This is a genomic window from Bavariicoccus seileri WCC 4188 (genome assembly GCF_000421665.1).
In the GTDB taxonomy this organism is placed as follows: domain Bacteria; phylum Bacillota; class Bacilli; order Lactobacillales; family Aerococcaceae; genus Bavariicoccus; species Bavariicoccus seileri.
In genome coordinates, this window is the sequence record NZ_ATXL01000034.1 from 1 (window position 1) to 24,386 (window position 24,386).

Below are 24,386 nucleotides of genomic sequence, written 5' to 3' on the forward strand. Positions count from 1 at the left end.
CAACAGGTCGATTCATAAGTCAGGGTTCCGGTGTAGACAGTGGCCATTCGGCCTTTAATTCTTTCTTTTGAGACTGCATTTTTAGAAAAAGAGATGTTAGAATCTTTGATATTAAGGATTTTTTTTAACATGTTATCTATGTTTTCATCTTTAGTTTTGTTAATATTAGTACTGGACATTTGGTTAGCCTCCTATGATTTGGTTTAGCGATTTAATTATAGGACAACCAAATGTCTTTTTGCATAAAAAAATTGGTGTCGCTACTTTTTCAAGCAACAACACCAAATATTATAGAGCCAGATTTTAGAGGATTGATAAAGGGATTAATCGTTCTAGTTCTAGAGCACTTAATCCTCTTTGAATACACTATTCTCGTAATACACTGTTCTCGTTGAGCATTTAAATCAATTAGTTAACTCTTTTTCTCTGATCATATAATCTAATCATCTGATGACAGCAAGACCATGAGTTCAAAATATTGCGATTTTTAGTTGTCTTCAATATACTCAAATTAGGTACTACAAGTTTTTAAAACGTCACTATAGTCATGGTTGATGCAAACAGTCAAGTCAGTGAGGTGACATAACGTGAGTATTTCAAAAGACAAGGATCGTCCAAATGCACCAGAAAGTATGGTAGAAGCACATCATCAGAAAGATCAGAATGAACCAAAGAAAGTTATGCCAGTTCCAAAACCAGGAGAACATCGGCAGCCTGTTTTTATTCGGCAAAAGGCATATGCTTCTATCTGGTTTTGGGTGATCATAGGATTAGTTGTAGGTTTGTTCATTGGCTGGGCATTATCAGATATTACTTTATGGACTATTGTCAGTCTTGCGATTTCAGGGGCAATTGGGACGGTCATTAAAGTTGTTGTAAACATGCGAGCTAGCACTTAAAGTAGTTGAGAGGGTGCTGGTTTTTTGTAAGTTTTCTCTGAAAAGTAAAAGTGTCATGGTAGATTGTAAGTGTCTACCATGACACTTTTTTCATGAACTGAATAACCTATTTTTTATCGGGGATTTCTTTTTCGCGTAGTTCGCGTTCTTCTCTGTGAACAACCAACGCTTTTTTGATGGTATAGTAAAATAATCCGATGCCAACGAAAAACATTGGAATTTGTGAGACCAAGCCTCGTTTCACGTATAAAGCACTGTTGTAATAGTCACCATCTGAACTAGTGTCAGGGAATAATAGTGATCCCAAATTGTCTAACAAACCACCGAGTGAGACTAGGGCGACGATAAAGCTAATGATACAGATCATGTACAGGAATAGTTCGAGGAAATTAAATCTTTTCATGGCTACCATCTCCTTTTCTAACTTCATTATACCAGATTCTTGAAACTGGCTATAGTTAAGTGCAATGGTGAAATGGTGCAGTAGTGCAATGGTCTTTTACTAGCTACTACTAGGTTAACCAGGGCAAGGTATAAAGGATAATGGCAAGAAGCTATTGGTTTTGTTTGTGTCATAAAACTGGCTATCGTATACTAAAAGTATAGAAAGCGTTTACTTATAAGTGGAGTGGCATGACAGGCGAAATGCAAAAGAGGAGATGATGGCATGATTGTGGGAAGTGTAAAGGAAGTAAAAGCGCAAGAGTACCGTGTCGGCTTAACGCCTGATGCGACAAGGGCTTATGTCAGAGCTGGTCATACAGTTTTAATCGAGCACAATGCAGGAACAGGATCTGGTTTTTCCAATGAACTCTATTCTCAGGCTGGTGCTAGTATTGTATCGAGTGCGAAAGATGTTTGGGCTAAAAGTGACATGATCGTCAAAGTAAAAGAGCCACTGTCATCGGAATACGACTTGATTCGTGAGAATCAAATATTGTTTACCTATCTCCATTTAGCGGCAAATCGCGAGTTGTTAACTATTTTGCTGGAGAAAAAATGTATAGCAGTAGCCTATGAGACCATTCGCGATAGCAATGGGGAGTTACCATTACTAAAGCCGATGTCTGAGATTGCTGGTCGATTGAGTGTTCAGGTAGGTGCTAATTGTTTGGAAACACAATCTGGTGGGAAAGGTGTTCTATTGAGTGGCATCCCTGGAGTCCCTAAGGCGAAAGTTGTTATTATTGGTGCAGGAAATGTTGGGTTAAACGCCTGTCATATCGCGGTAGGTATGGGTGCAAGTGTGACGGTCTTAGATGTCGATCTGGCGAAATTAGCACGTATCGACACGCTATATGGTGCTTCAGTCCAAACCCTGTATAGTACTGCTAGCACGATCAAGCAGTCGGTCATTGGTGCTGACCTCGTCATTGGTACGGTGTTGATTCCTGGTAAGAGTGCACCAAAGTTGATCAAGCGGTCTTATCTTAAAGAGATGTCTGCTGGCTCAGTTTTCGTTGATGTGGCTATTGACCAAGGTGGATGTTCTGAAACAAGCAGGCCAACGACGCATGAGGATCCTACCTATATTGTTGACGATATCGTGCATTATTGTGTAGCCAATATACCAGGTGCTGTTCCCAGAACGTCAACGATTGGACTCAACTATGCGACACTTCGTTATGGGTTAGCCATAGCATCAAAGGGACTTTTAGAAGCGGTTAGGCAGACGCTTGGCCTTGGTCTTGGCATCAATTGTTATAAAGGAAAATTAGTGTCGCAAGAAGTTGCTGAATCCTTTGATTTACCTTATGCAACTATAGAATCGCTTTACCATGAAACATAACCCTTGGAGATCCTATGACTCAATTGAACCGTATAAAAGGGCAAAAAAATCAGCTAGCTTCTAGCTGATTTTTTCGTTCTTATTTTTGCCAACCACAATCAATAACTGGAGCATGTTGTAAAAGAAAAAGCTTTTTTTACTATAAACGGTATATTTAGGAATCCAAGAGGCAACGTATTTTTCTTTGTATTGACGAAGGCCTTTAAAGGAATAAAAGTTATTGCCAAATTCATAGAGAAAATAACCTAATCGTTCTTCCCAAAAACTTTGTTCAGAGTGCCCAACGTTAGAGAAGGGTGCCATGCCTAGGTTAAAGGAAGAATAGCCTTGTTCCTGAAAATACTCAAAGAGCGACACAAACAGAAAGTCCATCGTTCCATTTGGTGCATCTAAACGGTGACGCATCAGGTCGACTGAGATGCTTTCTGGTGTATAGGAAGGCATGATGTTGGCGAATGCTATGATGTCACCTTCACGATCTTTAACAACAGCTATAGGAGCTTGAGACAGATATTCCTTGTCGAAGAAGCCGACTGAGAATCCTTTTTCGGGTCTACCATTCAACCAATTATTTGAAATAGCATCGAGTTTTAGAAATAGCTCATCTGAAAAAGGTGGCATTAGCACCTCAAAAGTGATGAGATCCTCACTGAAGTGGTTCATAATCGAGCGTGTACCACGATTCTTTTTCCCTTTTAAACTAAAGTTTTTTAAGTCGACGTATCCTTCTTCACCCATCTTGATAAAATCATAACCAAATTCATGGAGATACATCACAAAGCTTTCTTTGACTTCGTAAAAGAGAGGCTGGACACCTTCTGTCTCACAGTCATCAAGGAAAGACTGGATCAAGTTAGAAAAGTAGGCTTGGTCACCAGAAGGCTCCCCCATCACGATATATTTGTTAGAGCACGTTTGAAAGAGTAGAAAAGCAACATCCTCTCCCTTACTATCTTGATAGTAGTAGATGTACTTATCTTTGGTGAAGGCAAGGTGACTGGTTTCATTACCACCAAAGTCGTTCAAAATTTTATGGACTCTTTTGGGATCAATCTTTTCGAGTAATTGTGAAGTTCCTTTACTCATATAACGGAAAATCCAAAAGATGAGCAACCCGACAGCTAGGATCAGCAGAAAACTCGTGAACCAGGCCTTTTCATTTGGAAACAAATAGAAATCGACAAATGCTCTAGGCAGGTGTAAGTGATGTTTAGTTGGTACATATTGGATACCGATGATCAAGTATAGGATGATCAATGAGAAGTAGATTGCACCGTCTATCGTGAATGCTTCCCATGAATAATGCATCCTAGAGCGTGAGTAATAGCCTTTTGAAAGGAATACAATTACTAATAGTGCTAAGAAAAAGCAGGTAGTAAACAATGAGAAGTCATCTAGTACTGTGAATACAGTGCTAAAAGCTATGACAACAAGCGTCGGCCAGTAGGCCTTTTTGACGCGAGCAATAGTCGCTCGGCCAGCCACCAGCAAGAGAAAGCCGATAAGAATCCCCGGTGCTGAACTGATCAAATGGAAGGAAAAAATGTCCAATCGTTTCAACCAGTCGTTTGAAATAAAGGCATCAGGAATGGCAGAAGTTAAGACTAAAAGTATCCCAGAAAAGTAAAGAGCACTGATTAGAAAGAAGGACGAAAATTTTCGCCACAGAATCCCGGGAATACCACGCCATTTTTTATTGATACGAGAGGCTAGATTTTTTGCAAAGAGCAATAAACCAATCAAAAATGGGATAATAAAGTAAAATAAGCGGTACAAAAATAACCAGGTAAGGGCTTCTTCACGACTGATTCCAAGGGATTGTAGACCGATGATCATAAAAAGATCAAAACTTCCGATACCGCCAGGAATCATAGATAGTATCCCTAAGATAAAACTGGTGATAAGGATAGGAAATAAGTCAGCGAGTTGATAAGAAATGCCTAGCGTATAACCAACGAAAGCAAAGAAAGATAAGACACCTAGCCATTCTAGGACAGACGTTCCAAGTAGCCAAAATATCTCCGTTTGTTTGAGAGAGGACCACAAGCGAGCTTTCTTACCTCTTGTGATGACTAGTAAAACTGGGAAGTATAAACTACCTCCGATGACCCAGATCCAGTAATGGTTCATAATGGCTGGTTGTAAGTTTAAGAGCATCATAATGAGTGTTACGACAGATAAGACGGAGAGACCAGCAGTGGTGAAGAATATAATCACCGAGATAATCTTAAGAAACTTTGTCCGTTCCTTCTCCTCACCAAACAACTCGAGCCGTAAACCGGTACTGATAATGCCACCAAAACCAATCAAATTATTGAATGTGTTGATGATCCAGCTATTTTGTAGAAAAGCTAATGGTTTTAATGGCACATCACGATGCTTATTTAAGATCACATCGTAGCCAAACATAGGGACTACCGTGATTAACCCCACGATAGCTAACAGTAAAAATTGTCCAATAGAAAGATCAGATAAATGGGTTTTGAGTTCGCTAACATTGACCGTCTTTGAGAGGGATAAAAGCTCTCGAACAACGATGACAACAACGGAAATCAAAAAGATCGTTCGAATGTATTGACCGTATTTTGTAAAAAAGTTTTTAACGCTTTGAAGCAAGATTAAGCGCCTCCTTTTGAGATATGAAGTTGTAAGAAATGGGTGATAAGACTTGCCACTTCTTCAGGATGTTTCTTAATATAACGATGGCCGACTGAGTGAAAGGTAAATCGTTCAGCCTGTTGTAACTGGTCATAAAGTTTGTTGATATGGCGTGGCTTAACAACGTCTGTTTCGCCATATAATAATAAACAAGGTGTCGTCATTTGCTCTAGCTGTTGATTTGATATAGGTAACTCCGCGGTGAGGAGTGAAAAAATCCGACTTGGTCGCTTGAAAATCGGTAGTAGTGAACTTAGAAAATGCGCAACATGATAAAGCACTCGTGATTCGACCTGGAAAAATTTTTTAAGGGAGTTAAACGTAAGGTTAGGTGAACCTAGGATCAAAGCCTCGACTTGTTCTGGGTGTAGGATAGTGTAAAACAAGCCAATATTGGCACCATCACTGAATCCGAAGATTGCTGTTTTTGTAATACCTTCGTGGGCGAGTAGTTCGGAAATATCTTGACAGACGAGATCGAAGGTTAATTCTTGTTGTGTATTAGTTGAATCAGCATGATCTCTAGTATTCATGGCGATGATAGAAAAATGTTGAGCTAACAAATCAGTGATGGTATCGAAATAAGCTGCTTTACCATAGTTACCATGAATCAAGAGTAAATGCGTAGAACCTCTGCCGCTTTTGTAATAGGTAATCACTGAGCCATCAGTTGTAATGATTGAGTGTTTCGTTGGGGGTGTGCCCTTTGGATGAGCTGTTTTCGTACTTAATGTTTGATTCTTGGATATGTTGTTTGTCATGGGTAGAAACCTTCAATAGATTATTTTAGTTGATAAAATGGGTGATACAAATTTTTGGACAGTAGCTTGATAAGATAGTTTGATAAGTCGATTAAAAATAGTGCTTGCTCACTATCTAACGGAACGCTTTTATAGAGTCTGTAGATGATGAGAAGACAAGCTCATTGAACTTTTTCAGTCTTAAATGAATAGTATCACTAAATAGAAAGTAAGGCTAATAAGATGAGTATAGGTGATTAGAACTTCTATTAAATAAACAGAGAATAAGGATAAGCAAACAGATAAAATGTAAAAAAATCCCACTCAGTCGAGTGGAATTTTCATATTCTTGTTATTAGAAATGACCTAACAGAGATTCGTTAGTGGTCAAATCTAAATTAGCGTTGCCTCATTTATCATACTTTCCACGACTTGACTTATATCTTTCAACTGGATATTTTTCAGCATTCTTTTGTACTTTTTCAGCAATGATCTGATCAATATCTAGTCCTAAGTTGTCTGCCATCATGTAAGAATAGATCAGCACATCTGCTAATTCTTCTTTTACGCGTTCAATATTTTCTGTTCCTTCTTCAGGTGTCCGCCATTGGAACAGTTCCAGTAATTCACTGGCTTCTAATGATACTGAAATGGCTAAATCTTTGGCATTATGAAATTGATGCCAGTCACGGTCGTTGATAAATTGATTGATGATTTCAATAGAAGTCATGTGTTTAATTCCTACCCTTCGATTGGTTTATATATAATATCCGGTGATTTTACCATTCTCTTGAAGTGTTTTTCTAAGTTCTTATCAGTGCAATAGATATAGCAACCTTTCATGCCACGAGTCATCAATGTACGGTAAGTGTTCTTAATGATTTCGTCGCATTTTTTCAGAGTGCCTTTTTCATCTGTTTTTAGTTGTTTTTTCCACCCTTTAAGGGATTGGTCGGTCTTTGCTCTTTTAAAGGGGTCAGTTTGGATTTTCCCGTCTTGATAGCTAAGGTCATCCCCAATTATGACACCAACATAATCTAATTCCAATCCTTGGCAAGTATGAATACACCCCACTTGATCGACGGAATCTGCTTTGATGATCCATTGCATACCATCGTCGGACAGATTCCATTGAGCAGCATAATCGCCAATTTGAATATCGTATATAGAAGGATTTTTCTTGCTGTTCCAGTTCCAACAATAACCTGCAACCATACGTGATTTGTTGTTAAGCTTATTTTTTTGTTTGATTAGTTGGTGTAGTTCCTCTGGACTATTTACTACCTTGAAATCGTAGTCTGGCAAATCCATAGAATAATTCGCAGTATCTCTAATCTGTAATACATTATCTAACCATGCTAAGTATCCATCTGAACCATTACATCTGAATTGAGATTCTAATTCAGTGGTTTCAACAGATGCACCTAGTAATTTTGCATATTTTTCAATCGTTTCAACACGACCAATGTCTTTGAATGTGACTTTTTGATTTTCATCAATAAAAAAGACCGCACACTTGCTTGCGTTAATAATTTCCTTGATTTGATTTTCTCCCAAGTTGTTGAACATACCAGATTTTTCGTTGAGACGATGAGCTTCGTCTACAATCAGCATGTCGAACTGGTCTTTAGGTGTATCAATATAAGAGCCTGAACCTTTAAAAAGATTGTTATATTTTGTCTTCGTCATAACGCCAGTAAGTTTAGAAGCGTAGACAGCTCGTGGTGCAGAGTTCTTAGTGACATATTGAGTGAGTAGTCCTCGTTTCGTGACTTCCACTAACAAGTTGATTGCTACAACTGATTTTCCAGTTCCTGGTCCGCCCTTAATAATATAGACTTGCTTATTTTTGTTTTCAGCCTTATTAAGTAGGTGAATTGCATGTTCGTAAATAACCTTTTGTTGGTCTAATAACACGAATTCTTGATTTCCTTTTAACATTGCTGCTAAACTATCGGCAAGTTGTTTTGAAGGTCGAATTCTACCATAGTCTACGCGGTACATTAAATCATCAGTATCACCATAGGTCACGTACTTTTTTATGAAATCACGCAGCAGAAGAGAATCATGGCGATAAAATATCGGAGCTTTGCTAACGTAAGTTTCATAAAGAGGAGAAGATAGAACTGTGCCGTTTTTGTAATTATGAAGATAAGCGCATGGATACAAACCTATTTTGTCTTTCTCGACGGTTTCATTAAAGTCATGCAAATACTCTGCGTAAGACCAAGCTTGATAAGAAGGATGAGCAACATTTCGCAAAGCACCACCAACAAAAGTAGAGACTATACCATCTTGGTTGGTAGCTTCAGCCTTATCCCATTGTTTTAATTCAATGATAACCATAGAATTTTCATATTTTTTGTTTTTCCCCGCAATAATGACATCTATTCGTTTAGACGTTTGAGGAAGGGTATACTCAATCGCAATTGTACAATCATCTGGAACGTCAGGATGGTTAACTACATTTTGGACATATTGCATAGAGTTTTGCCATGATCTTATTTCATTTTTAGAAGTATGATGACCAGTTTCCCGATAAAAATCTTCATATATTCTGTCTTCAATCGTATTTGAAATGACCTGATCGACAAATGTTTTTTTCGATTCCTTGTAAACTAACATAGAAACCTCCCCTGATTCAAACTGGTTTGTGATATATATTTCCCATACACATTTACGGTATTTACCATATAGTATACCATTATAGAAATGGACTAGGGCAACATTTTCAGTGTTATTAATACTTTTCTTCACTTACTTTTGGTAGTATAAAACAAAGGTTCATAACAAACAGACTAGGAGATGAAGTGTATGAAGAAAATTTGCTATTATACTGGACTAGTTCTATTGCCAATTATCGGACTCACCGTCAATCAATCGATTTATTTGAAAATCTCAGAGCAGTTTATGCGGTATGGACAAATTTCTATAGGTGGTCGATTGTTATTGGTAATTGTGCCGACTGTTGCAATTGCTGTGGTTCTCAATTTGCTTTACGGGTCACTTGTGTACGCAAAGGACATAGATTACAAAGTTCTGCTACTTGTTTTAGCACTCATTTCAGTTGTTGTCATATTTTTACCATATAACCAGATCGGATATCTTTCGAGATTCAACGCAGCAGTATTATTTATAGAAACTCAGCTACGTTTACCTGTTCTAACTGGCTTGTATGTTGCGACGTTTATTTACTCTCTGGTCCATGATCATCGTCATTCAAAATAGAAAAAACCACTGTAAACTAGTGCAAAAGCATGAGTTTACAGTGGTTTTTCTCGATTAAACTCTACTATATACGATAGGTACAGTGGATAGTGATAGGGAAGAGGAAACTTTATAGGCTATATTGGACGTGTGAAAGTGAAAGGGTAAGGGCAGTCAGTGTCTTGGTTACTGGCACTCTATTGTTATCACAGGATAAACTCCTCTACTTGTAAAGTTACTCTTCATTTTTTTAGGACTTTTTAGTTGATTGTTGCTTTTCTTTCTTTTTAAAGTCAATAAATAATATGACTGGGGGTATAAGTCCAAGTACGCAAAAATTTCTCATAAACTCTTGTGGGATAAAGAATTCAAATACTATAATTCCTACTAGAAAAAGACAAAAAATTGCAATAAAAGTTATATACATTTTTCTAAAATAGTGTGGTGTCATAAACGACTCCTTTCATTAATAAACGCTTTCGATTGAATGGTTGTGTGGTATGATTAGGGTTACGATTTGAAATGTGGCTATGTTATCTAGCTATGTTATACAATAATGGTATAAGAGTTATAGGGGTAAATCAACTGATTCCCTTAGAAAGTTTGTTTTTGAAGTACTGTTGAAATACTGTGTTGAGGTAGTATATATTGACGTGCTGTCTATCGTGGTGAGATTACGAGTTAACTTGTCACCTTTTTTAACTATTTGTTGGTTTGGTAATTGTGAATAAGCTAGTAGGAGGTAAAAAATGGGGAAAGATAATAAATCAAATAATTTCAGAGATAGGGATATGGAGAAAGATAGCACAGAGCTAGAAGGTACAGAGACGGTAGGTAAAAATAAGACGAGAAAAAATGGCTTAGGGGAAACTTCCGACGGTCATGAGGATCGTTCTAGTGGTGCTAGTGAGGAGAATTCAGGGAGTCAGATTGGTCTTGGGATAGCCATTGGTACGGCTTTAGGAGTCAGTTTTGGTGCTCTCTTTGATAATATAGCTTTAGGGATAGCTTTTGGGATTGCGCTAGGAGTTGCAATAGGGTCAGGGATGGATCATCAGAAAAATAAAAATAGTAGTAAAAAGAAGTATGATGATGAATCTGAGGATAAATAATGACATAAGTATCAATTGAGTACATAAAAATCGCATAAACAAAAAATCCAATCCTAGTCACAATAGGGTTGGATTTTTTTATGCTTAATTGATTTGCTTAATTTGGATTGTTTAGAGTGGTAATGTTCTCTTATTTTTAGCTATTCCGTTTTACGAATCGATCGTGTTGTTCGATCATAAAATTTAAGGCAAATAAACCACAAAAGGCATATAGAATATATGAGACGATTTGATTGATGGGTTGAAAGATCAGGTTTGGAACAATAACGACTGCAAAGGAGGCAATGGCCCAGATCCATCGATTAATAATGATTCCTCGTTTTTTCAGGAGGTAAAGTGTGCCATAGCTTGCAGCGAGTAGACCAAGAAACCCAAAAAATACGATGATCCAATACACTGATTATCACTCCAATCAAGTTGTTGTAGTTGGTTATGCTTCTGTTGTGCCACTTTGTTCATCTGACAGCATTTTCTTATCGTATGCTTTAACAAATGGGTAGTAGATAACAGTAGCGATAACTAGGTTGACTAAGATCAAGATAATCATACGCCAGTCGTTTCCTGCTGCAAGGTAACCACCAATCGGAGCTGGTAGTGTCCAAGCAGGGATGATCGAGAAGCCATTGACCATGCCAAATTTGACTGCAAGGTAAGATATAGTCGTTAAAACAAGTGGTACTAGGTTGAATGGTATGAACATGTAAGGGTTCAGCATCATTGGTGCACCAAAAATCATTGGTTCGTTGATATTGAAGATACTTGGCACCATGGTGAATCTTCCAACTTCTTTTAAAAATTTCGATTTACACATGAACAGGAAGAGGAAGGAGACCACAATCGTTGTACCTGCACCACCAATAGTAACGGTCCATTGGTAAAATGGTTCTGGAGCAATATAAGGTAATTGCGTTTGAGATGTTCCGCTAGCAATGGCGTTGACGTTATCATCAAGCATGATTAACCATAGTGGACGTACAACTGATCCAACGATACTCATACCATGGATACCAAATGACCAGAGTAAATGGATCAGAAACATTGGGATTAATGCTCCAAATAAGTTGTTTCCTAAGATGTTGGTTAATGGACTGAAGAGTGCCAGTAATGCGGCATTGACGTCAAAACCTAAGACACCACGAATCAGCCATAGGGTCACTAGGATTACACCACCAGGGATCAAGGCCTCAAAACTACGCGAGACTGCTGGTGGGACTTGTTCTGGCATTTTAATTGTGATGTGATGGGTTTGGAAGAAGCGATAGATCTCAACTGCGAAGATCATCGATAAAATACCTGCAAACATACCAGATGCACCAAGTGAAGCCATTGGTAAAACGAATCCTAATGGTGATTCTTCTGGAGTGGTCACATTGACTGGCATTTGTAACATGAAGAATGCTCCGAGTGATAGGATACCACCGGTAACACTATCGAGTTTATAGGACTTAGCAAGGTCAGAACCCATAACAAATGTGGCATAAATCGCCATCAGACCCATAGTCATTCTGAATGGCAAAACAAGAGTAGCAGAAAATGGTGCGATGAATTCCGGCCAACCAGGGAATGGTAGGTTGTTAAAAATCAAGAAAAAAGTACCAATCAAAATCAATGATAGCGTTGAAACAACCCCATTACGAATGGCTAAAAGGTGGCGTTGTGAACCAATTTTTGCCATTGGTGGGACGAGTTTTTCTTCGACCCAATTCATAAATGTTTCCAAATCTAATTCCTCCTTAAAGTTTTGTGATGATGCTAAAGCTAACATCTCATGTGAAGAATGTATCCGCTTCAATTCATATTATAACATGATGAAATGCAATTTCAATCTTAGTATTTTTATGACATCATATGTGATAATTTATTTCTTGCAGAGTCATGATTTTTAATGAGAACTACTATAGAATCACTATAGAACTTAAAAAGGGCTCAGGATTTGAAGCCAAAAGATAAGGTTAAAAAGATAACGCCAAAAGGTTATGCCATCAACCAAGGAATGATTTGAGCGATTTGATCATTCCAGAAATACCAATCGTGTCCTCCTGGAGCGGTTTGGTAGGTGATATCAAGTTTTAGGGTGTCTTGTAGGTAGTGAGCAAAGGCATCGTTGTCTTTTTTCATAAAGTCGTCATTGCCAATGGTATGGTACCATTTCAATTGTTGTAGTTGTTTTAAATCAGCCTTTTCAACAAGTGTAGTTGGTTGAAGCTTAAAGATATCTTCTCCATTTGGACCAAAGACGGCTTCATAATCGGTCATGAAGTCTGGGACACTCTTAAGATTTGTGACGGGTGAAATCAATGCGACTTTAGAAAACCAGTCTGGGTGGCTTGTAGCCAGTTTAAAGGCCCCATAGCCTCCCATTGAGTTGCCTCCTATAAAGTTTTGGGATGGCTTTTTGCTGAGGTTAAAGGTGCGTCTCATTTGAGGGATTAATTCGTCTGTCAGATAGTCAGCATAAGCTGTACCACTAGCCGTGTTCGTGTAAAAGCCACGGCCACAGTCTGGCATGATGATCGCTAATTGATGTGTGCTTGCAATCAGTTCGATGGCTGTTTTTCGTTGCCAAGCACTCCCATTATCTCCTAGGCCGTGTAATAGCCAAAGGACTGGAAGTGAGGTATCTGAAGTGATGTTATCGGGTAACACAACAGTCACAATTGTTTGAACTTGTAAGATGTCTGATGAACGTTGATAGGTCAAAACTGCCATAATTTCTCTCTCCTTTAGGATTCTGTTAAAGTCTTATGAGGTACTTATGAGTCAATAGTACTAGTTCCATTAGAATTACGCTAGAAATTCAAATGATTATTGAAAACAGGGTCTGTCATTCTATAATGAAGAAGAAGGCCTATGAGAGGTCTAATAGGAGGCAATAATAAATGGAGTATGTGATTGGTGTCGACAGTGGTGGAACACATGTGACGGGATTGGCACTCTCCCTTTCAGGTGAGATTTTAGCAGAACGCAAAGCAGGTATTGGTAATGTGTTTAGTGATGAGGAACATGCCGTCCGTAATTTAGAAAAAGTAGTCGGTGGGTTGCTTTCGGAATTCAGGGCAGACGAGTGTCAATATATCTTACTGGGTATTGCGGGCGTCGAAACAGCTGGTAATGCTGAACAATTAGAGGAAAAGTTTAAAAAAGAGTTCAATCAAAAAATTGTGATCATCAGTGATGCTAAATTGGCCCTCCTCAATGGGTTAAAAGGTAGCGATGGGACCTTAGTTATTTCTGGGACAGGGTCTATTGTTTATGGACGTCAAGGCCATCACTTCAGTCGTTATGGTGGTTGGGGCGCTATGTTAGGTGATACAGGAAGTGCCTATAAAATTGCTGAACGTGCTATGAAGCATTGTTTAAAGCAGTATGATGAGGGCGAGCCTAGTTTGCTTATGTATCCCCTATTACGCTTGTTGGCTAGTGATACACTCCCGCAAGCTGTTAAAACGTATAATAGTTTGGATCGAGCGGCTATCGCCGGTCTGGCTGAAGATATAGCCAAGCAAGCGATCGACGGGAATCAAGAAGCTAAAACTGTTTTAAAGATAGAAGCAACAGCCTTAGCGGATGAGGTGTGGGGGTTGATGAAGCAATATCAAAGACCAATGCCAACGTCATTAGCTTTATCTGGATCTGTACTGGTTCACAATGTTATCTTTAGAGAAACCTTAGTCAAAGAGTTGAGGAAGCATCTTCCTGAACTAAAACCGATTGTTGTAACGTCTAACAATGCAATCGGTGCGATTTACTGGCCTAGATGGCAGTAGAGTGACTAGAGGACAATAGAGAGCAATAGAGAATAATAGAGAGTAATAAAAAAAGAAAAAAATAAGAATTCAAGTAGTATAAGAAGTGTTAAGACTATAGAGGGAAAAGGAGTTTACTCACATGACAATGAGACAACTAGGTTTATCAATCTATCCGGATCACAGTGATTTTGAAGCAGACAAGAAATACTTACAATTAGGTCATAAATATGGCTTTACCCGTATTTTTATGAGTATGTTAGAGGTGACGGGAACAGTAGAAGAGACGATAGCTAAATACCAAAAAATTATCGATGTGGCTAATGGCTTGGGATATCAAGTCATCATCGATGTGGCACCACATATATTCTCTCAATTAGGGATTAGTTACAATGATTTGAAGTTTTTCGCGGATTTAGGGGTGGCAGGTATTCGCCTAGATCAAGGTTTTGATGGCAACACAGAGGCAATGATTTCTTATAACCCTTATGGCCTGATCATTGAATTGAACATGAGTAATAATGTGGACTACTTGAACAATATTATTAGCTTCCAAGCCAATGAGCCTTTCATTTATGGCTGTCATAACTTTTACCCTCAAGTTGGGACTGGACTCCCATATGATTTCTTTATGGAATGTAATGAACGCTTCCGTAAATTTGGCATTCATACCGCTGCTTTTGTGGCAAGCCAGGTGGGAGAGATCGGACCTTGGAATGTTAACGATGGCTTACCAACGTTGGAAATGGATCGTCGCTTACCAATTGAGGTTCAAGCAAAGCACTTATTTGCGACAAACATGATTGATGATGTGATTATCGGTAATGCTTATGCCTCGGAAGAAGAATTGAAGGCAGTCGGTAATATTGATCGTTACCAAGTACAATTTAATATCGATTTCGTTTCAAAGGTGAGTGATATCGAAAAAACGATTGTGTTAGAACCACAACACTTCCGTCGTGGTGATATGAACGAACTAGTTATTCGCTCGACCATGCCTCGTGTAACTTATAAAGATGTCCCAAATACGCCTCATGATAATACTGAAACCTTTGAACGTGGGGATGTGTTGGTTGGAAATGACGACTTTGGTATCTATAAGAATGAACTCCAAATTGTATTAGAACCTCACCAAGAAAGTCGTAAGAACAAAGTTGGACGCATCAAACCTGAAGAATTGGTCTTGCTAGACTTTATCAAGCCGTGGAGCAAGTTCAATTTTAAGGCTTAAAAACATCTTTGACTCTTAAAAAAATAGTTAAGGTTTAAAATATCTTTAAAACTTACAAACAGCGACTACACTAGTGATGGTGTAGTCTTTTTTGTCTAACTTGTTATGCCATTTTTGCCTATCTTATGTTGTATCGTGCCGTCGTATCGGGAAACAAAACTAAAAGCTTGCAATTAGTTCGAATTCGAAATATAATATTTATAACTTACAAAAGGTAAGTTAAATAGTTGGTTTAAGTCAGTTAGACATTTATAAACATCAGAATCGAATCACTCATAAACTGATAAAGGGCTTTTAAAAACTAAAAAAAGTGAAACGTACTAAGGAGGATAAGAAATGTTAACAACACAAGGGATACACCATGTTTCCTCTACTGTGGGGCATGGGCAACGAAACATCGATTTTTATAGTGGCGTACTTGGGCTACGTCTTGTCAAGCAAACTTTAAATTATGATGATGCTAGGCAATTTCATTTGTACTTTGGAAATCACGACGGGAGTACAGGCTTGACGACGACTTTTCCAATGCCTGGTGCACGTGAAGGGGTCATTGGCGATGGACAAGTGGGCTTCGTGACCCATGCGGTTCCGATAGCCTCGTTCCCGTTCTGGGAAAAACGATTGGACCAGTTTGGCATCGAACATTATCGCTATAAACGTTTTGGCACAGAGCGGTTAGCGTTTAAAGATACGGATGGTCTTGAACTTGAATTTGTAGCATCAGAGCTTGGTGCCAAGAACCATTGGACTTTTAATGGTGTCAAGGAAGCCTTTACCATTACAGGAATTGCTTCGGCTACTTTGTTTTCCAGATGGCCAAAAGAAACACTTGAAGTCTTGACGGATATTTTAGGGTATCAGCTAGTGAGTGAAGATGAGGAAGGCTATCAGCTGAGGATCAACGATGAGCTTGGTGGGGAACTATACTTACAAAACAAACCACATGAAGCTGGCCGTGGTGGGATTGGGACAGTTCATCACATTGCTTTTAAAGTAGCGGATGACACGATAGATGATTGGGTCGACTATTTAAGGGAAATGGGTTATCAACCTACAGAAGTTAAGGATCGTTTCTACTTCAAATCAGTTTACTTCCGTGAGCCCGGCGGCATTTTAATTGAGCTTGCGACACTGTCTCCAGGTGTATTGGCCGATGAGAAAAGTGATGATCTCGGAAGTCACTTGATTATTCCAGCGCATTACAAAGACCAAGAAAGAGAAATCGTTGAGCATATGATGCCACTATTTGTGCGTGAGGTCTCATCTTTGGACGATTATGGGTACAGAAACCGTGCTGAGTATGACCTATTAGAAGAACGGAAAAATCTACGACAAGATTATTTAAAGCTTAAAAAAATCAAGAATGAGCGTCAGTTGACTGAAACAGAAGAGCTTCGCTTGTTAGAAGTAAAAGAAGGATTGAAACAGTCATTATCGCCAGAAGGCAATTGGACTGTTGGGAGAAACATATAATTGCATCATAAAATAGGGGGCATAACATATGCATCACATCATATGCGATATAGAATATAAAAGAAAGGGAGAAACGAATGACAAAAGAAGCTTTGATCGGTATTCATCACGTGACCGCAATCACCAGTGATGCCAAAAAAATATATGACTTTTTTACGAGAGTATTAGGATTGAGGCTGGTTAAAAAGAATGTTAATCAAGATGATTTACAAACCTACCATTTGTACTTTGCGGATGATCGCGGTAATCCAGGAACAGACATGACTTTTTTTGACTTTTCGGGTATTTCATCACATCTAAGGGGAACCAATGATATTTTGAGAACATCTTTTAGAGTCTCCAGTGACAAAGCTTTACAGTATTGGGTCGATCGATTGGATCGTTATGAGGTAAAACACGACAATCTCAAAGAAGAATTTGGTCGCCAAGTCCTTTATTTTGAAGATTTTGATCAGCAACGCTATGCTTTCATTTCAGATGAAGGAGGAAGCGTTGGGGTACCAGCCGGCGAGCCATGGCATGATGGTCCGGTTCCAGACGAGTTTGCGATTGTGGGCCTAGGACCAGTTTACCTGAGTGTTGACCGACCAGAGTTTATGTCCGCTATTTTGACGGATATTATGGGATTTAAAGCAGTCGCGACAGAAAATGACTTGACCCGTTTTGAAACAGGGGATGGTGGAAATGGGGCCAGTGTGATCATGGTAGCTGCTGAGCAAGCGACTGTTGCTCAGCAAGGTTATGGTGGCGTTCATCATGTGGCATTCCGAGTAGCTGATAAGGCTCAACTTGCTAGTTGGAAAGCGTTCTTTGACAGCCATAACTGGCCACATTCTGGATTAGTTGAACGGTATTACTTTGAATCACTGTATTTCCGCTTTTACCCTAATATTTTATTTGAATTGGCGACAGACGGACCAGGATTTATTGATGATGAGGAAAGCTATGAAGAGCTTGGGCAAAAGCTGACCTTACCACCACATTTGAGGCATTATAGGCAAAAGATTGAAGAAGATTTAAAACCCTTTGATTCGATCTGGACGACAAGCGAGAAAGAGTATCTTGGTCATGAAATCGACTGGTGAACGCTCTAACTTAAAAACCTTGACGATTCTCTTCAAGACTTACCAAGCAGTCTTAAAGAAAGTCAAGGAATCGCTAAAAAGCTCTGAGCTGACAATTAACGAATTTACTGCTTTAGAAGCTTTGAATACCCTTGGTTCATTGACAACAAGCGATTTGATGAATAGAGTATTATTGCCGAATAGTAGTATGACTTATGTCTTGGATAGGTTGCATTCAAAAGGGCTGATTAATCGCACCAAAGATCCTATAGATTGACGAGTACAACGAGTTGCTTTGACTGTGACAGGAAAAGACACTATCACAAATTTGTATCAACAGCACGAATCATTCATGAGACCCTATTTTGAAGTATTAGAAGAAGAGGAAGAACAGCAATTACAGTATTTACTCAAAAAAGTGGGCTACAAAGCTGCAGATAAAGATACTACTGACGAAGCTCAAAAGGAAGTCACCAAAAAGTTGATTAAAAATATGATATGAAAGAAAGACAAGGCTCAGAAAACAGGAGGGATATTTGAAAATGTTTGTTGGTAAAAAAATGAAAGATAGAAAGCACGTTTTCTTCTCATTTCATGGGACTGGGGGCGAGGCGGGGCAGTTGTATGATATCGTCACCGCCATCGACCCTACTGCTTCTTATATTGGGGTAGAGGGAGATGTGTTAGAAGGAGAGTCTAGACGGTATTTTAAGCGGTATAAAGATGGAACTGCAGACTTAAAAATTTTTAGCACGCGCTACGACTTTAATCTATCGAACACTTAAAAAAGTGATTGCAGCAGAGAACTTAGAACAAAGCAACATCTCTTTGATTGGTTTTTCTAACGGAGCCAATGTCATTAGTGATCTGTTAAAAGAATATGACCTAACACCACTCAATGTCGTTGGTGCCTACCTCTTTCACCCAGTTCACTTTAGAAAAGATGTGCCATTTAAGAACCAACCTGATTTAAGAGTCTTTTTAACAGCTGGTGACGAAGACGTCTTTACTGATATGGATGAGATTAAAGAACTCGAAGAATCCCTCATTAGACATATCCCAGAGGTTAAATTGCTACAAGTCTACGGTGGGTACGAACTAAGAACACAAGAGATAATAGCTGCAAAAGAGTTTTATGATGCAAGGGATAATAAAAACGAGTAGTAGAAAGATAATAAGCATTATTTGCGATTGTCAGTACAATTAAGGCTACCTCAGGTTACTAGCAAGTTATGCAGTGTGAGGGAGCTTTTTTATGTTATTTTTTTCTAGAGTTATGATGAAACTAGAGTTATTATCCCCGAGTAAGAATGATTATTTGCAGTGTTTAGGTGCGATCATTACAATGAATAAAAGGCTATCATTTTGGGCATCGTGAGACATTGTGGGAGGTAAAGAAATGCCATTTTTTAGATTTGAGTCGTTAACAGAAAAAGAAAAAAGTAAGCTAGTCAAAGGGACTGTTATTCCTAGACCAATTGCTTGGATTACTACTATAACTACTGAAACCACTGAAACTACTGAAATTACTGAAGTTACTGATGGCACAATCAATTTAGCTCCATTTAGTTTTTTTAACGCAGTCACGAGTACAGTTTTATCTGTATCGATTCAAAGGCGTCAGAAGGTACCGGTAGGGGAGGTTGCACCGTTAACGAGTGATTATTATAAGGATACAGCTCTCAATCTTTTGACGACTGGTGAGGGTGTGGTCCATATTCCGTCGCAAAGGCAATTGGAAGTTATGGATCAATCTTCGGAGGTATTAGGTCGTGATGCGAGTGAAGTGAGGCAACTTGGTTTAGAACTTGAAAAGAGTAATGTGATTAAAACACCGGGTTTGAAGGATAGTCTAGTACGATTTGAAACGACTTTGATGAATCAGATTCCGATTACTGATCCTACAGGGGACTTTATCTTATCTGATTTATTCTTGCTACGAATACAGGCTGTTAGCATTGATCCAAGTATCTATGACGAGAAAAAAGGATATGTGATAGCAGAAGCATTGGACCCTGTTGCTCGTTTGGGTGGTCCCAATTATGCAACTATTACAGAGGTTAAGGATTATAAACGGGAGTTCTGACTAGTGATGCGAGTCATAAGGTGTGAGTCATAAGGTGTGAGTTATGGTTTCGAGTTGACAAACGGTCGTGTGGAGAGTATAATTCTTATTAAAACGTAACCGTTACGATTTGTCTGATTTAGAAATGTTTTCAGGAAAAATGGATACATAGTTTAAGGAGAAGAGTATGGCAAAGAAATCCAAAGTTGCAAAGAACAAAAAACAAATCGAATTGATTGAACATTACGCAGAAATTCGATATGAGTTAAAGAAGAATAAAGATTACGACGGCTTACGCAAGTTACCGCGTGACTCAAATCCTAATCGTTTGAAACATCGTGATGAACTTGACGGTCGGCCACATGCTTACATGCGGAAGTTTAGAATGTCACGTATTACATTTAGAGAATTAGCACACAAGGGACTTTTACCCGGGGTTAAAAAAGCCAGTTGGTAATTGTAATGATGTCTTCTTAATGAATAGAAAAGGGTACTTAATTTGAGAAGAAAGTCTTTTTCTCTATATTAAGTACCTTTTTTAAGTGTTTTTTTGACATTATTCTAATTGAGTCACTAAAGTGATTAGGACAATTATCAAGATTATTATTTGGTTAAAGGAGACCTATTCTGCCTTTAAGGTTATATCAACATTTCCTTTTATTGCTTTAGTATAAGGACAAATGCCTTCGGTTTCTTCGAGATATTTTTGAGTTTCTTCTGCACTTAGACCATCAATGTGTCCAATTAAAGTCACTGACAGGTGAAGCAAAGAAGAATCACTTAAATCTCCCAGTAATGTGACTTCAGCTCTAATGGTACGTTTGTTATCCTTTAAACCGTCTCTTTCGAGTGGAAAACTTAGGGCGCCGTTAAAGCATGAGGAAATGCCAGCAGCAAATAATTCTTCTGGATTGGTATATCCTGCTTTCTTTGTGCCAGTAGTTTTGAGATCTAAATCACCTGTGACTGATTTGATTTCTCCCTCTCGTCCGCCTTCATTGACTACAGTTGCAATAGATAATTTCTTAACCATTTCTGTACTCCCTTCTTTGCTTGACAGTGTTCTATTTTAGAGGTCAAAAGAATCGCTTAGATTTTGATAAATGGCCTCTAATAATAGGGGTTACAACTTAAGTATAATGGGGATAAGAGAGAATAGACAATAAAATGCTTATATGGACTGTATTCAATTCGACCAAGCATATCATAAGGGGTGTGCTCTTTATTTCGATATACTAGATATGTAGTCTGTTGAGAGAGTTGTCAATTGGGAATGAGTCCGATTGAAGTAAATTTTTGAAATAGATTGTCAGATTTTAATTTTTAATAATGGAGGGTTTCGAAATGACAGAAAGTAACTTTTTTAGATTAAATGATGGCACAACTATCCCAGTCATTGGCTTTGGGACTTATACTGTCCAAGGAGCCAAGGGAATCAGAGTATTACAATCAGCTATCGATGCCGGGTTTCGCTTAATTGATTCATCGACAAATTATATGAATGAAGGAACGGTTGGTGAAGCAATAAGGAGAAGCGATGTGCCACGTAAGGACATCGCTATCCGTTCAAAACTACCTGGTGCTAATCATGACTATGACAAAGCAATCACAGTCATTCAAGAATCACTTTATCGTACTGGCTTAGACTATTTTGACCAATATTTGATCCACTGGCCATTGCCTAAGCAAGGGAAGTACGTTGAGGCTTGGCAAGCACTAGTTGATGCTCAAAAATTTGGGTTGATTAAAACAATAGGTGTTTCTAATTTCTTGCCAGAACATTTAGACAAGATTATAGAAGCTACCGGTGTAACACCTGCGGTCAACCAAATCGAACGCCATCCCTATTTCAACAATTTGGAACTAGTGAAAGAAAACCAAAAACGTGGGATTCAAGTGGAGTCTTGGAGCACATTCGGGAGAAAACTGAACGATGTCTTAGAGAATGAGACGATTGTTGAGCTTGCGAAGAAATATCATAAAACACCAGCTCAAATCATCTTGAGATGGAACTATCAAAGTGATGTTCTTTCTATTGTGAAAGCATCCTCTTACGACCATCAAAAAGCTAATCTTGATTTCTTCGATTTTGAGTTGAGTAAGGATGATATCGATAAAATCAATGGTTTGGACCAAGGTGAAGCAGGACGTGTTGAAGGTCAAGATCCAAACGAGTATGAAGAGTTCGATTGATTACATAGGTAATCACTTAGGAGATTACAAAGATTGATTATGAAGAGTAAAACTATGGTTATAGCTAACATTTGACGTTAGAAATACCGTCAAATGTTGTTATATCAATAAAAGCTTGGTTTTGTAACCAGGCTTTTATTTTTTGGACAAAATTCAGATTAAAAAAACATTAAAAAATGGTTGGAAATTCACTGTTATTTAGTTATAATGAGACGCATATTGGATGGGGAGGAAAGTAACAATGAAAAAATTATTGCACTTAACATTGATTCAACGTATTATCATCGGAATTATCGTCGGGACCGTTTTAGGAACCACCCTACCCTCCTTCACCGCAATTGGTCTTATGGGAGAATTGTTTATTGGGGCTCTAAAGGCATTTGCACCATTACTCGTGTTTTTCGTGATCGTTAGTTCGTTATCGAAACACAAAAAGGGTAATAAGACCCACATGAAAACGTTGATTGTTCTCTATTTAGCGGCAACTTTGGTTGCAGCCTTCACAGCGGTTATTGCTGTCTATTTGTTTCCAGTCAAAATTATCTTACCAAATGTGACGATTGAACAAACACCGCCTGAAAGTTTGTATGCGATTATTTCATCTATTTTGTCTGACGCTGTGATGAATCCTGTACAAGCCATTTCTGAAGGAAGTTATTTAGCACTTTTATTTTGGGGTAGTCTGATAGGACTAGCTTTGCGAGTATCTAATGAGCAAACTAAATTGGTCATTGGTGATATTGCGGATGCTATCAGTTCTGTTATCCAAATCATCATCAACTTCGCACCATTCGGGATAGCTGGTCTCGTATATACAGCCGTCGCGGAACTAGGGTTAGGTGGTCTTGCTGAGTACGGAAAATTAATTTTATTGGTGGTTGGAACGATGTTTTTTGTTGGTTTTGTGGTTTATCCATTCATGACATGGATAATGATTCGACAAAACCCTTATCCGCTAACTTTTTACTGTATGAAAGAAAGTGGGATCCCAGCATTCTTTACAAGAAGTGGTGCTGTTAACATTCCAATCAATATGGAGTTGGCCAAAAAATTACAACTGTCTGAAAATTCTTATTCAATCTCGATCCCACTTGGAGCGGCTGCAAATAGTGGTGGAGCGGCCATTACTATTTCTGTCATGACATTAGCTACTGCCTTTACGTTGGGCTATAATGTTCCGTTTACGCTAGCATTCTTACTGTGCCTGTTGACAGCGATTGCTTCAACTGGTGTTTCAGGTATAGCGGGAGGGAGTTTGTTATTGATTCCATTGGCTGCAAGTTTATTCAGCATTCCAAACGATATCGCAATGCAAGTCGTTGGTGTTGGGTTTATTATCGGTGTGATACAAGATTCAGTGGAAACAGCTCTTAACTCAGCGAGTGATCTCTTATTCACTGCAGTTGCAGAGTTTTACGACATGAGAAAAGCCGGAGAAGAAGTTGATGTAGCACAACGTGTCAAAGAAGCGAAAATGAGTGGGAAGGTTTCAATGGCAAAAATTGAGAAAGAGCAGGCAGAAGCGAGCTCGTCACTTAGTCACTAATAGCCATAAAGTAAACACCAGCCGATGTTTTTAGGGTAATGACTCTAAAAACATCGGCTGGTGTTTTTATCTATCTATGGATAGCTAATAGTGTTAGTTAATGGAATATAAGCGTTTTCTATGGTAGGCTTAAAAAAAGGATGTGATCAAAATGAGTGAGAAAGATGTTAGAGAGAACACAAAAGTTGAAAACACTATTCCATCGACTAAACCAGATGATCCTACTCCAAACCCAAGACATAACAATCCTAATGTCACAATCGACCCTAACTATGTGCCACCTAATAATTATCACGAGGAACTAAATAAAGGAGAATCACATACAACAACTAAATTAGTGTGTAATGCTGTAGCCTATATACTAAGTGGACTCGTGTACCTTCTCATATTCCAAAGTCAATTACTCAATACTTCAGATCATGAGGCAATTTATCTGGGAGTTTTCATTGTTCTTACAGTAGTGACAGGATTCATTATCTCACCAATACTGACTAAATTTGTCATATCTCGATTTAGATCTAAAGGCTGATCACTTCAGGAACAACTTTGTAATCCGTGTTCCTGAAGCAGCTTTTTCATCCATAAGTCAATCTAGCAAGAAAATTAAAAATTTTCTGCTATCTCGTCTTATAGCTCAAAGCTAATCACTTCAGGAACAACTTT

The 24,386-nt window shown here is 38.5% G+C and carries 26 protein-coding genes; 17 read left to right on the plus strand and 9 right to left on the minus strand.

Translation table 11 applies throughout. From position 1 onward, the window contains the following. Window positions 1-587 precede the first annotated feature (587 nt). The gene (locus tag H541_RS0107710; protein WP_022796747.1) at window positions 588-899 is read left to right on the plus strand and encodes a hypothetical protein; all 312 of its coding nucleotides are present in this window, start codon (window positions 588-590) and stop codon (window positions 897-899) included. 106 nt (window positions 900-1,005) lie between these two features. Here the strand turns inward: H541_RS0107710 and H541_RS0107715 are convergent, their stop codons facing one another. Continuing rightward, the gene (locus H541_RS0107715; RefSeq protein WP_022796748.1) at window positions 1,006-1,302 is read right to left on the minus strand and encodes a hypothetical protein; all 297 of its coding nucleotides are present in this window, start codon (window positions 1,300-1,302) and stop codon (window positions 1,006-1,008) included. 264 nt (window positions 1,303-1,566) lie between these two features. Here H541_RS0107715 and ald point away from each other — a divergent pair, with 264 nt between their 5' ends. Continuing rightward, complete coding sequence (gene ald / locus H541_RS0107720) at window positions 1,567-2,688, plus strand: alanine dehydrogenase (protein WP_022796749.1); 1,122 nt, start codon at window positions 1,567-1,569, stop codon at window positions 2,686-2,688. 60 nt (window positions 2,689-2,748) lie between these two features. Here ald and mprF read toward each other — a convergent pair whose 3' ends face one another. The 4 genes from mprF to H541_RS0107740 form a co-directional block, all read right to left on the minus strand. Further along, the gene (gene mprF, locus H541_RS0107725; protein ID WP_022796750.1) at window positions 2,749-5,304 is read right to left on the minus strand and encodes a bifunctional lysylphosphatidylglycerol flippase/synthetase MprF; all 2,556 of its coding nucleotides are present in this window, start codon (window positions 5,302-5,304) and stop codon (window positions 2,749-2,751) included. Between the two features lie 2 nt (window positions 5,305-5,306). Next, window positions 5,307-6,107, minus strand: coding sequence for an alpha/beta fold hydrolase (locus tag H541_RS0107730; protein WP_022796751.1), 801 nt, complete (start codon window positions 6,105-6,107; stop codon window positions 5,307-5,309). Between the two features lie 388 nt (window positions 6,108-6,495). Next, complete coding sequence (locus H541_RS0107735; protein WP_022796752.1) at window positions 6,496-6,816, minus strand: nucleotide pyrophosphohydrolase; 321 nt, start codon at window positions 6,814-6,816, stop codon at window positions 6,496-6,498. An 11-nt stretch (window positions 6,817-6,827) separates the two neighbouring features. Further along, a complete protein-coding gene (locus H541_RS0107740; protein WP_022796753.1) occupies window positions 6,828-8,711 on the minus strand; it encodes a DUF2075 domain-containing protein in 1,884 nt (627 codons plus the stop codon). Between the two features lie 189 nt (window positions 8,712-8,900). Between H541_RS0107740 and H541_RS0107745 the strand changes: the two genes are divergently transcribed. Continuing rightward, a complete protein-coding gene (locus H541_RS0107745; protein ID WP_022796754.1) occupies window positions 8,901-9,314 on the plus strand; it encodes a hypothetical protein in 414 nt (137 codons plus the stop codon). Window positions 9,315-10,042: 728 nt separating this feature from the next. After that, window positions 10,043-10,405: a glycine zipper domain-containing protein gene (locus tag H541_RS13635; protein ID WP_022796756.1), complete on the plus strand. Its 363-nt coding sequence runs from the start codon at window positions 10,043-10,045 to the stop codon at window positions 10,403-10,405. Window positions 10,406-10,541: 136 nt separating this feature from the next. Here the strand turns inward: H541_RS13635 and H541_RS0107760 are convergent, their stop codons facing one another. The 3 genes from H541_RS0107760 to H541_RS0107770 form a co-directional block, all read right to left on the minus strand. Beyond that, window positions 10,542-10,802, minus strand: coding sequence for a hypothetical protein (locus tag H541_RS0107760; protein ID WP_022796757.1), 261 nt, complete (start codon window positions 10,800-10,802; stop codon window positions 10,542-10,544). Window positions 10,803-10,835: 33 nt separating this feature from the next. Beyond that, the gene (locus H541_RS0107765) at window positions 10,836-12,125 is read right to left on the minus strand and encodes a PTS sugar transporter subunit IIC (protein WP_022796758.1); all 1,290 of its coding nucleotides are present in this window, start codon (window positions 12,123-12,125) and stop codon (window positions 10,836-10,838) included. Window positions 12,126-12,379: 254 nt separating this feature from the next. Further along, on the minus strand, window positions 12,380-13,114 hold the full coding sequence (locus tag H541_RS0107770; protein ID WP_022796759.1) for an alpha/beta hydrolase: 735 nt from the start codon (window positions 13,112-13,114) through the stop codon (window positions 12,380-12,382). Between the two features lie 170 nt (window positions 13,115-13,284). Here H541_RS0107770 and H541_RS0107775 point away from each other — a divergent pair, with 170 nt between their 5' ends. The 10 genes from H541_RS0107775 to rpsN all read left to right on the plus strand — a co-directional run bounded on the left by H541_RS0107775 (window position 13,285) and on the right by rpsN (window position 20,441). Then, window positions 13,285-14,172 (plus strand): BadF/BadG/BcrA/BcrD ATPase family protein, encoded by an 888-nt coding sequence (locus tag H541_RS0107775; RefSeq protein WP_022796760.1) that lies wholly within the window; start codon window positions 13,285-13,287, stop codon window positions 14,170-14,172. A gap of 121 nt (window positions 14,173-14,293) precedes the next feature. After that, window positions 14,294-15,382, plus strand: coding sequence for a DUF871 domain-containing protein (locus H541_RS0107780; RefSeq protein WP_022796761.1), 1,089 nt, complete (start codon window positions 14,294-14,296; stop codon window positions 15,380-15,382). A 336-nt stretch (window positions 15,383-15,718) separates the two neighbouring features. After that, window positions 15,719-16,855: a VOC family protein gene (locus tag H541_RS11990; RefSeq protein WP_022796762.1), complete on the plus strand. Its 1,137-nt coding sequence runs from the start codon at window positions 15,719-15,721 to the stop codon at window positions 16,853-16,855. Between the two features lie 77 nt (window positions 16,856-16,932). Continuing rightward, window positions 16,933-17,940 carry a ring-cleaving dioxygenase gene (locus H541_RS0107790; RefSeq protein WP_022796763.1) on the plus strand — a complete coding sequence of 336 codons (1,008 nt, stop codon included), beginning with the start codon at window positions 16,933-16,935 and terminating at the stop codon, window positions 17,938-17,940. Continuing rightward, window positions 17,924-18,196 (plus strand): MarR family winged helix-turn-helix transcriptional regulator, encoded by a 273-nt coding sequence (locus H541_RS13520; RefSeq protein ID WP_205617810.1) that lies wholly within the window; start codon window positions 17,924-17,926, stop codon window positions 18,194-18,196. Before H541_RS0107790 ends, H541_RS13520 begins: the two co-directional genes overlap by 17 nt. Before the next feature lie 24 nt (window positions 18,197-18,220). Then, window positions 18,221-18,421, plus strand: a complete 201-nt coding sequence (locus tag H541_RS13525; RefSeq protein ID WP_205617811.1) for a hypothetical protein — start codon at window positions 18,221-18,223, stop codon at window positions 18,419-18,421. A gap of 40 nt (window positions 18,422-18,461) precedes the next feature. Then, window positions 18,462-18,704 (plus strand): hypothetical protein, encoded by a 243-nt coding sequence (locus tag H541_RS0107800; protein ID WP_022796764.1) that lies wholly within the window; start codon window positions 18,462-18,464, stop codon window positions 18,702-18,704. Window positions 18,705-18,708: 4 nt separating this feature from the next. Beyond that, window positions 18,709-19,083, plus strand: coding sequence for an alpha/beta hydrolase (locus H541_RS0107805; RefSeq protein ID WP_022796765.1), 375 nt, complete (start codon window positions 18,709-18,711; stop codon window positions 19,081-19,083). 235 nt (window positions 19,084-19,318) lie between these two features. Beyond that, a complete protein-coding gene (locus H541_RS0107810; RefSeq protein WP_022796766.1) occupies window positions 19,319-20,005 on the plus strand; it encodes a flavin reductase family protein in 687 nt (228 codons plus the stop codon). Window positions 20,006-20,171: 166 nt separating this feature from the next. After that, complete coding sequence (gene rpsN, locus H541_RS0107815) at window positions 20,172-20,441, plus strand: 30S ribosomal protein S14 (RefSeq protein ID WP_022796767.1); 270 nt, start codon at window positions 20,172-20,174, stop codon at window positions 20,439-20,441. A gap of 165 nt (window positions 20,442-20,606) precedes the next feature. Here rpsN and H541_RS0107820 read toward each other — a convergent pair whose 3' ends face one another. Further along, window positions 20,607-21,017, minus strand: a complete 411-nt coding sequence (locus H541_RS0107820; RefSeq protein ID WP_022796768.1) for an Ohr family peroxiredoxin — start codon at window positions 21,015-21,017, stop codon at window positions 20,607-20,609. A 311-nt stretch (window positions 21,018-21,328) separates the two neighbouring features. Between H541_RS0107820 and H541_RS0107825 the strand changes: the two genes are divergently transcribed. From H541_RS0107825 to H541_RS0107835, 3 genes are all read left to right on the plus strand, one after another. Further along, complete coding sequence (locus H541_RS0107825; protein ID WP_022796769.1) at window positions 21,329-22,177, plus strand: aldo/keto reductase; 849 nt, start codon at window positions 21,329-21,331, stop codon at window positions 22,175-22,177. A gap of 241 nt (window positions 22,178-22,418) precedes the next feature. Beyond that, window positions 22,419-23,723, plus strand: coding sequence for a serine/threonine transporter SstT (gene sstT / locus H541_RS12000; RefSeq protein WP_022796770.1), 1,305 nt, complete (start codon window positions 22,419-22,421; stop codon window positions 23,721-23,723). Between the two features lie 151 nt (window positions 23,724-23,874). Then, window positions 23,875-24,252 (plus strand): hypothetical protein, encoded by a 378-nt coding sequence (locus H541_RS0107835; protein WP_022796771.1) that lies wholly within the window; start codon window positions 23,875-23,877, stop codon window positions 24,250-24,252. Window positions 24,253-24,386: the final 134 nt, after the last annotated feature.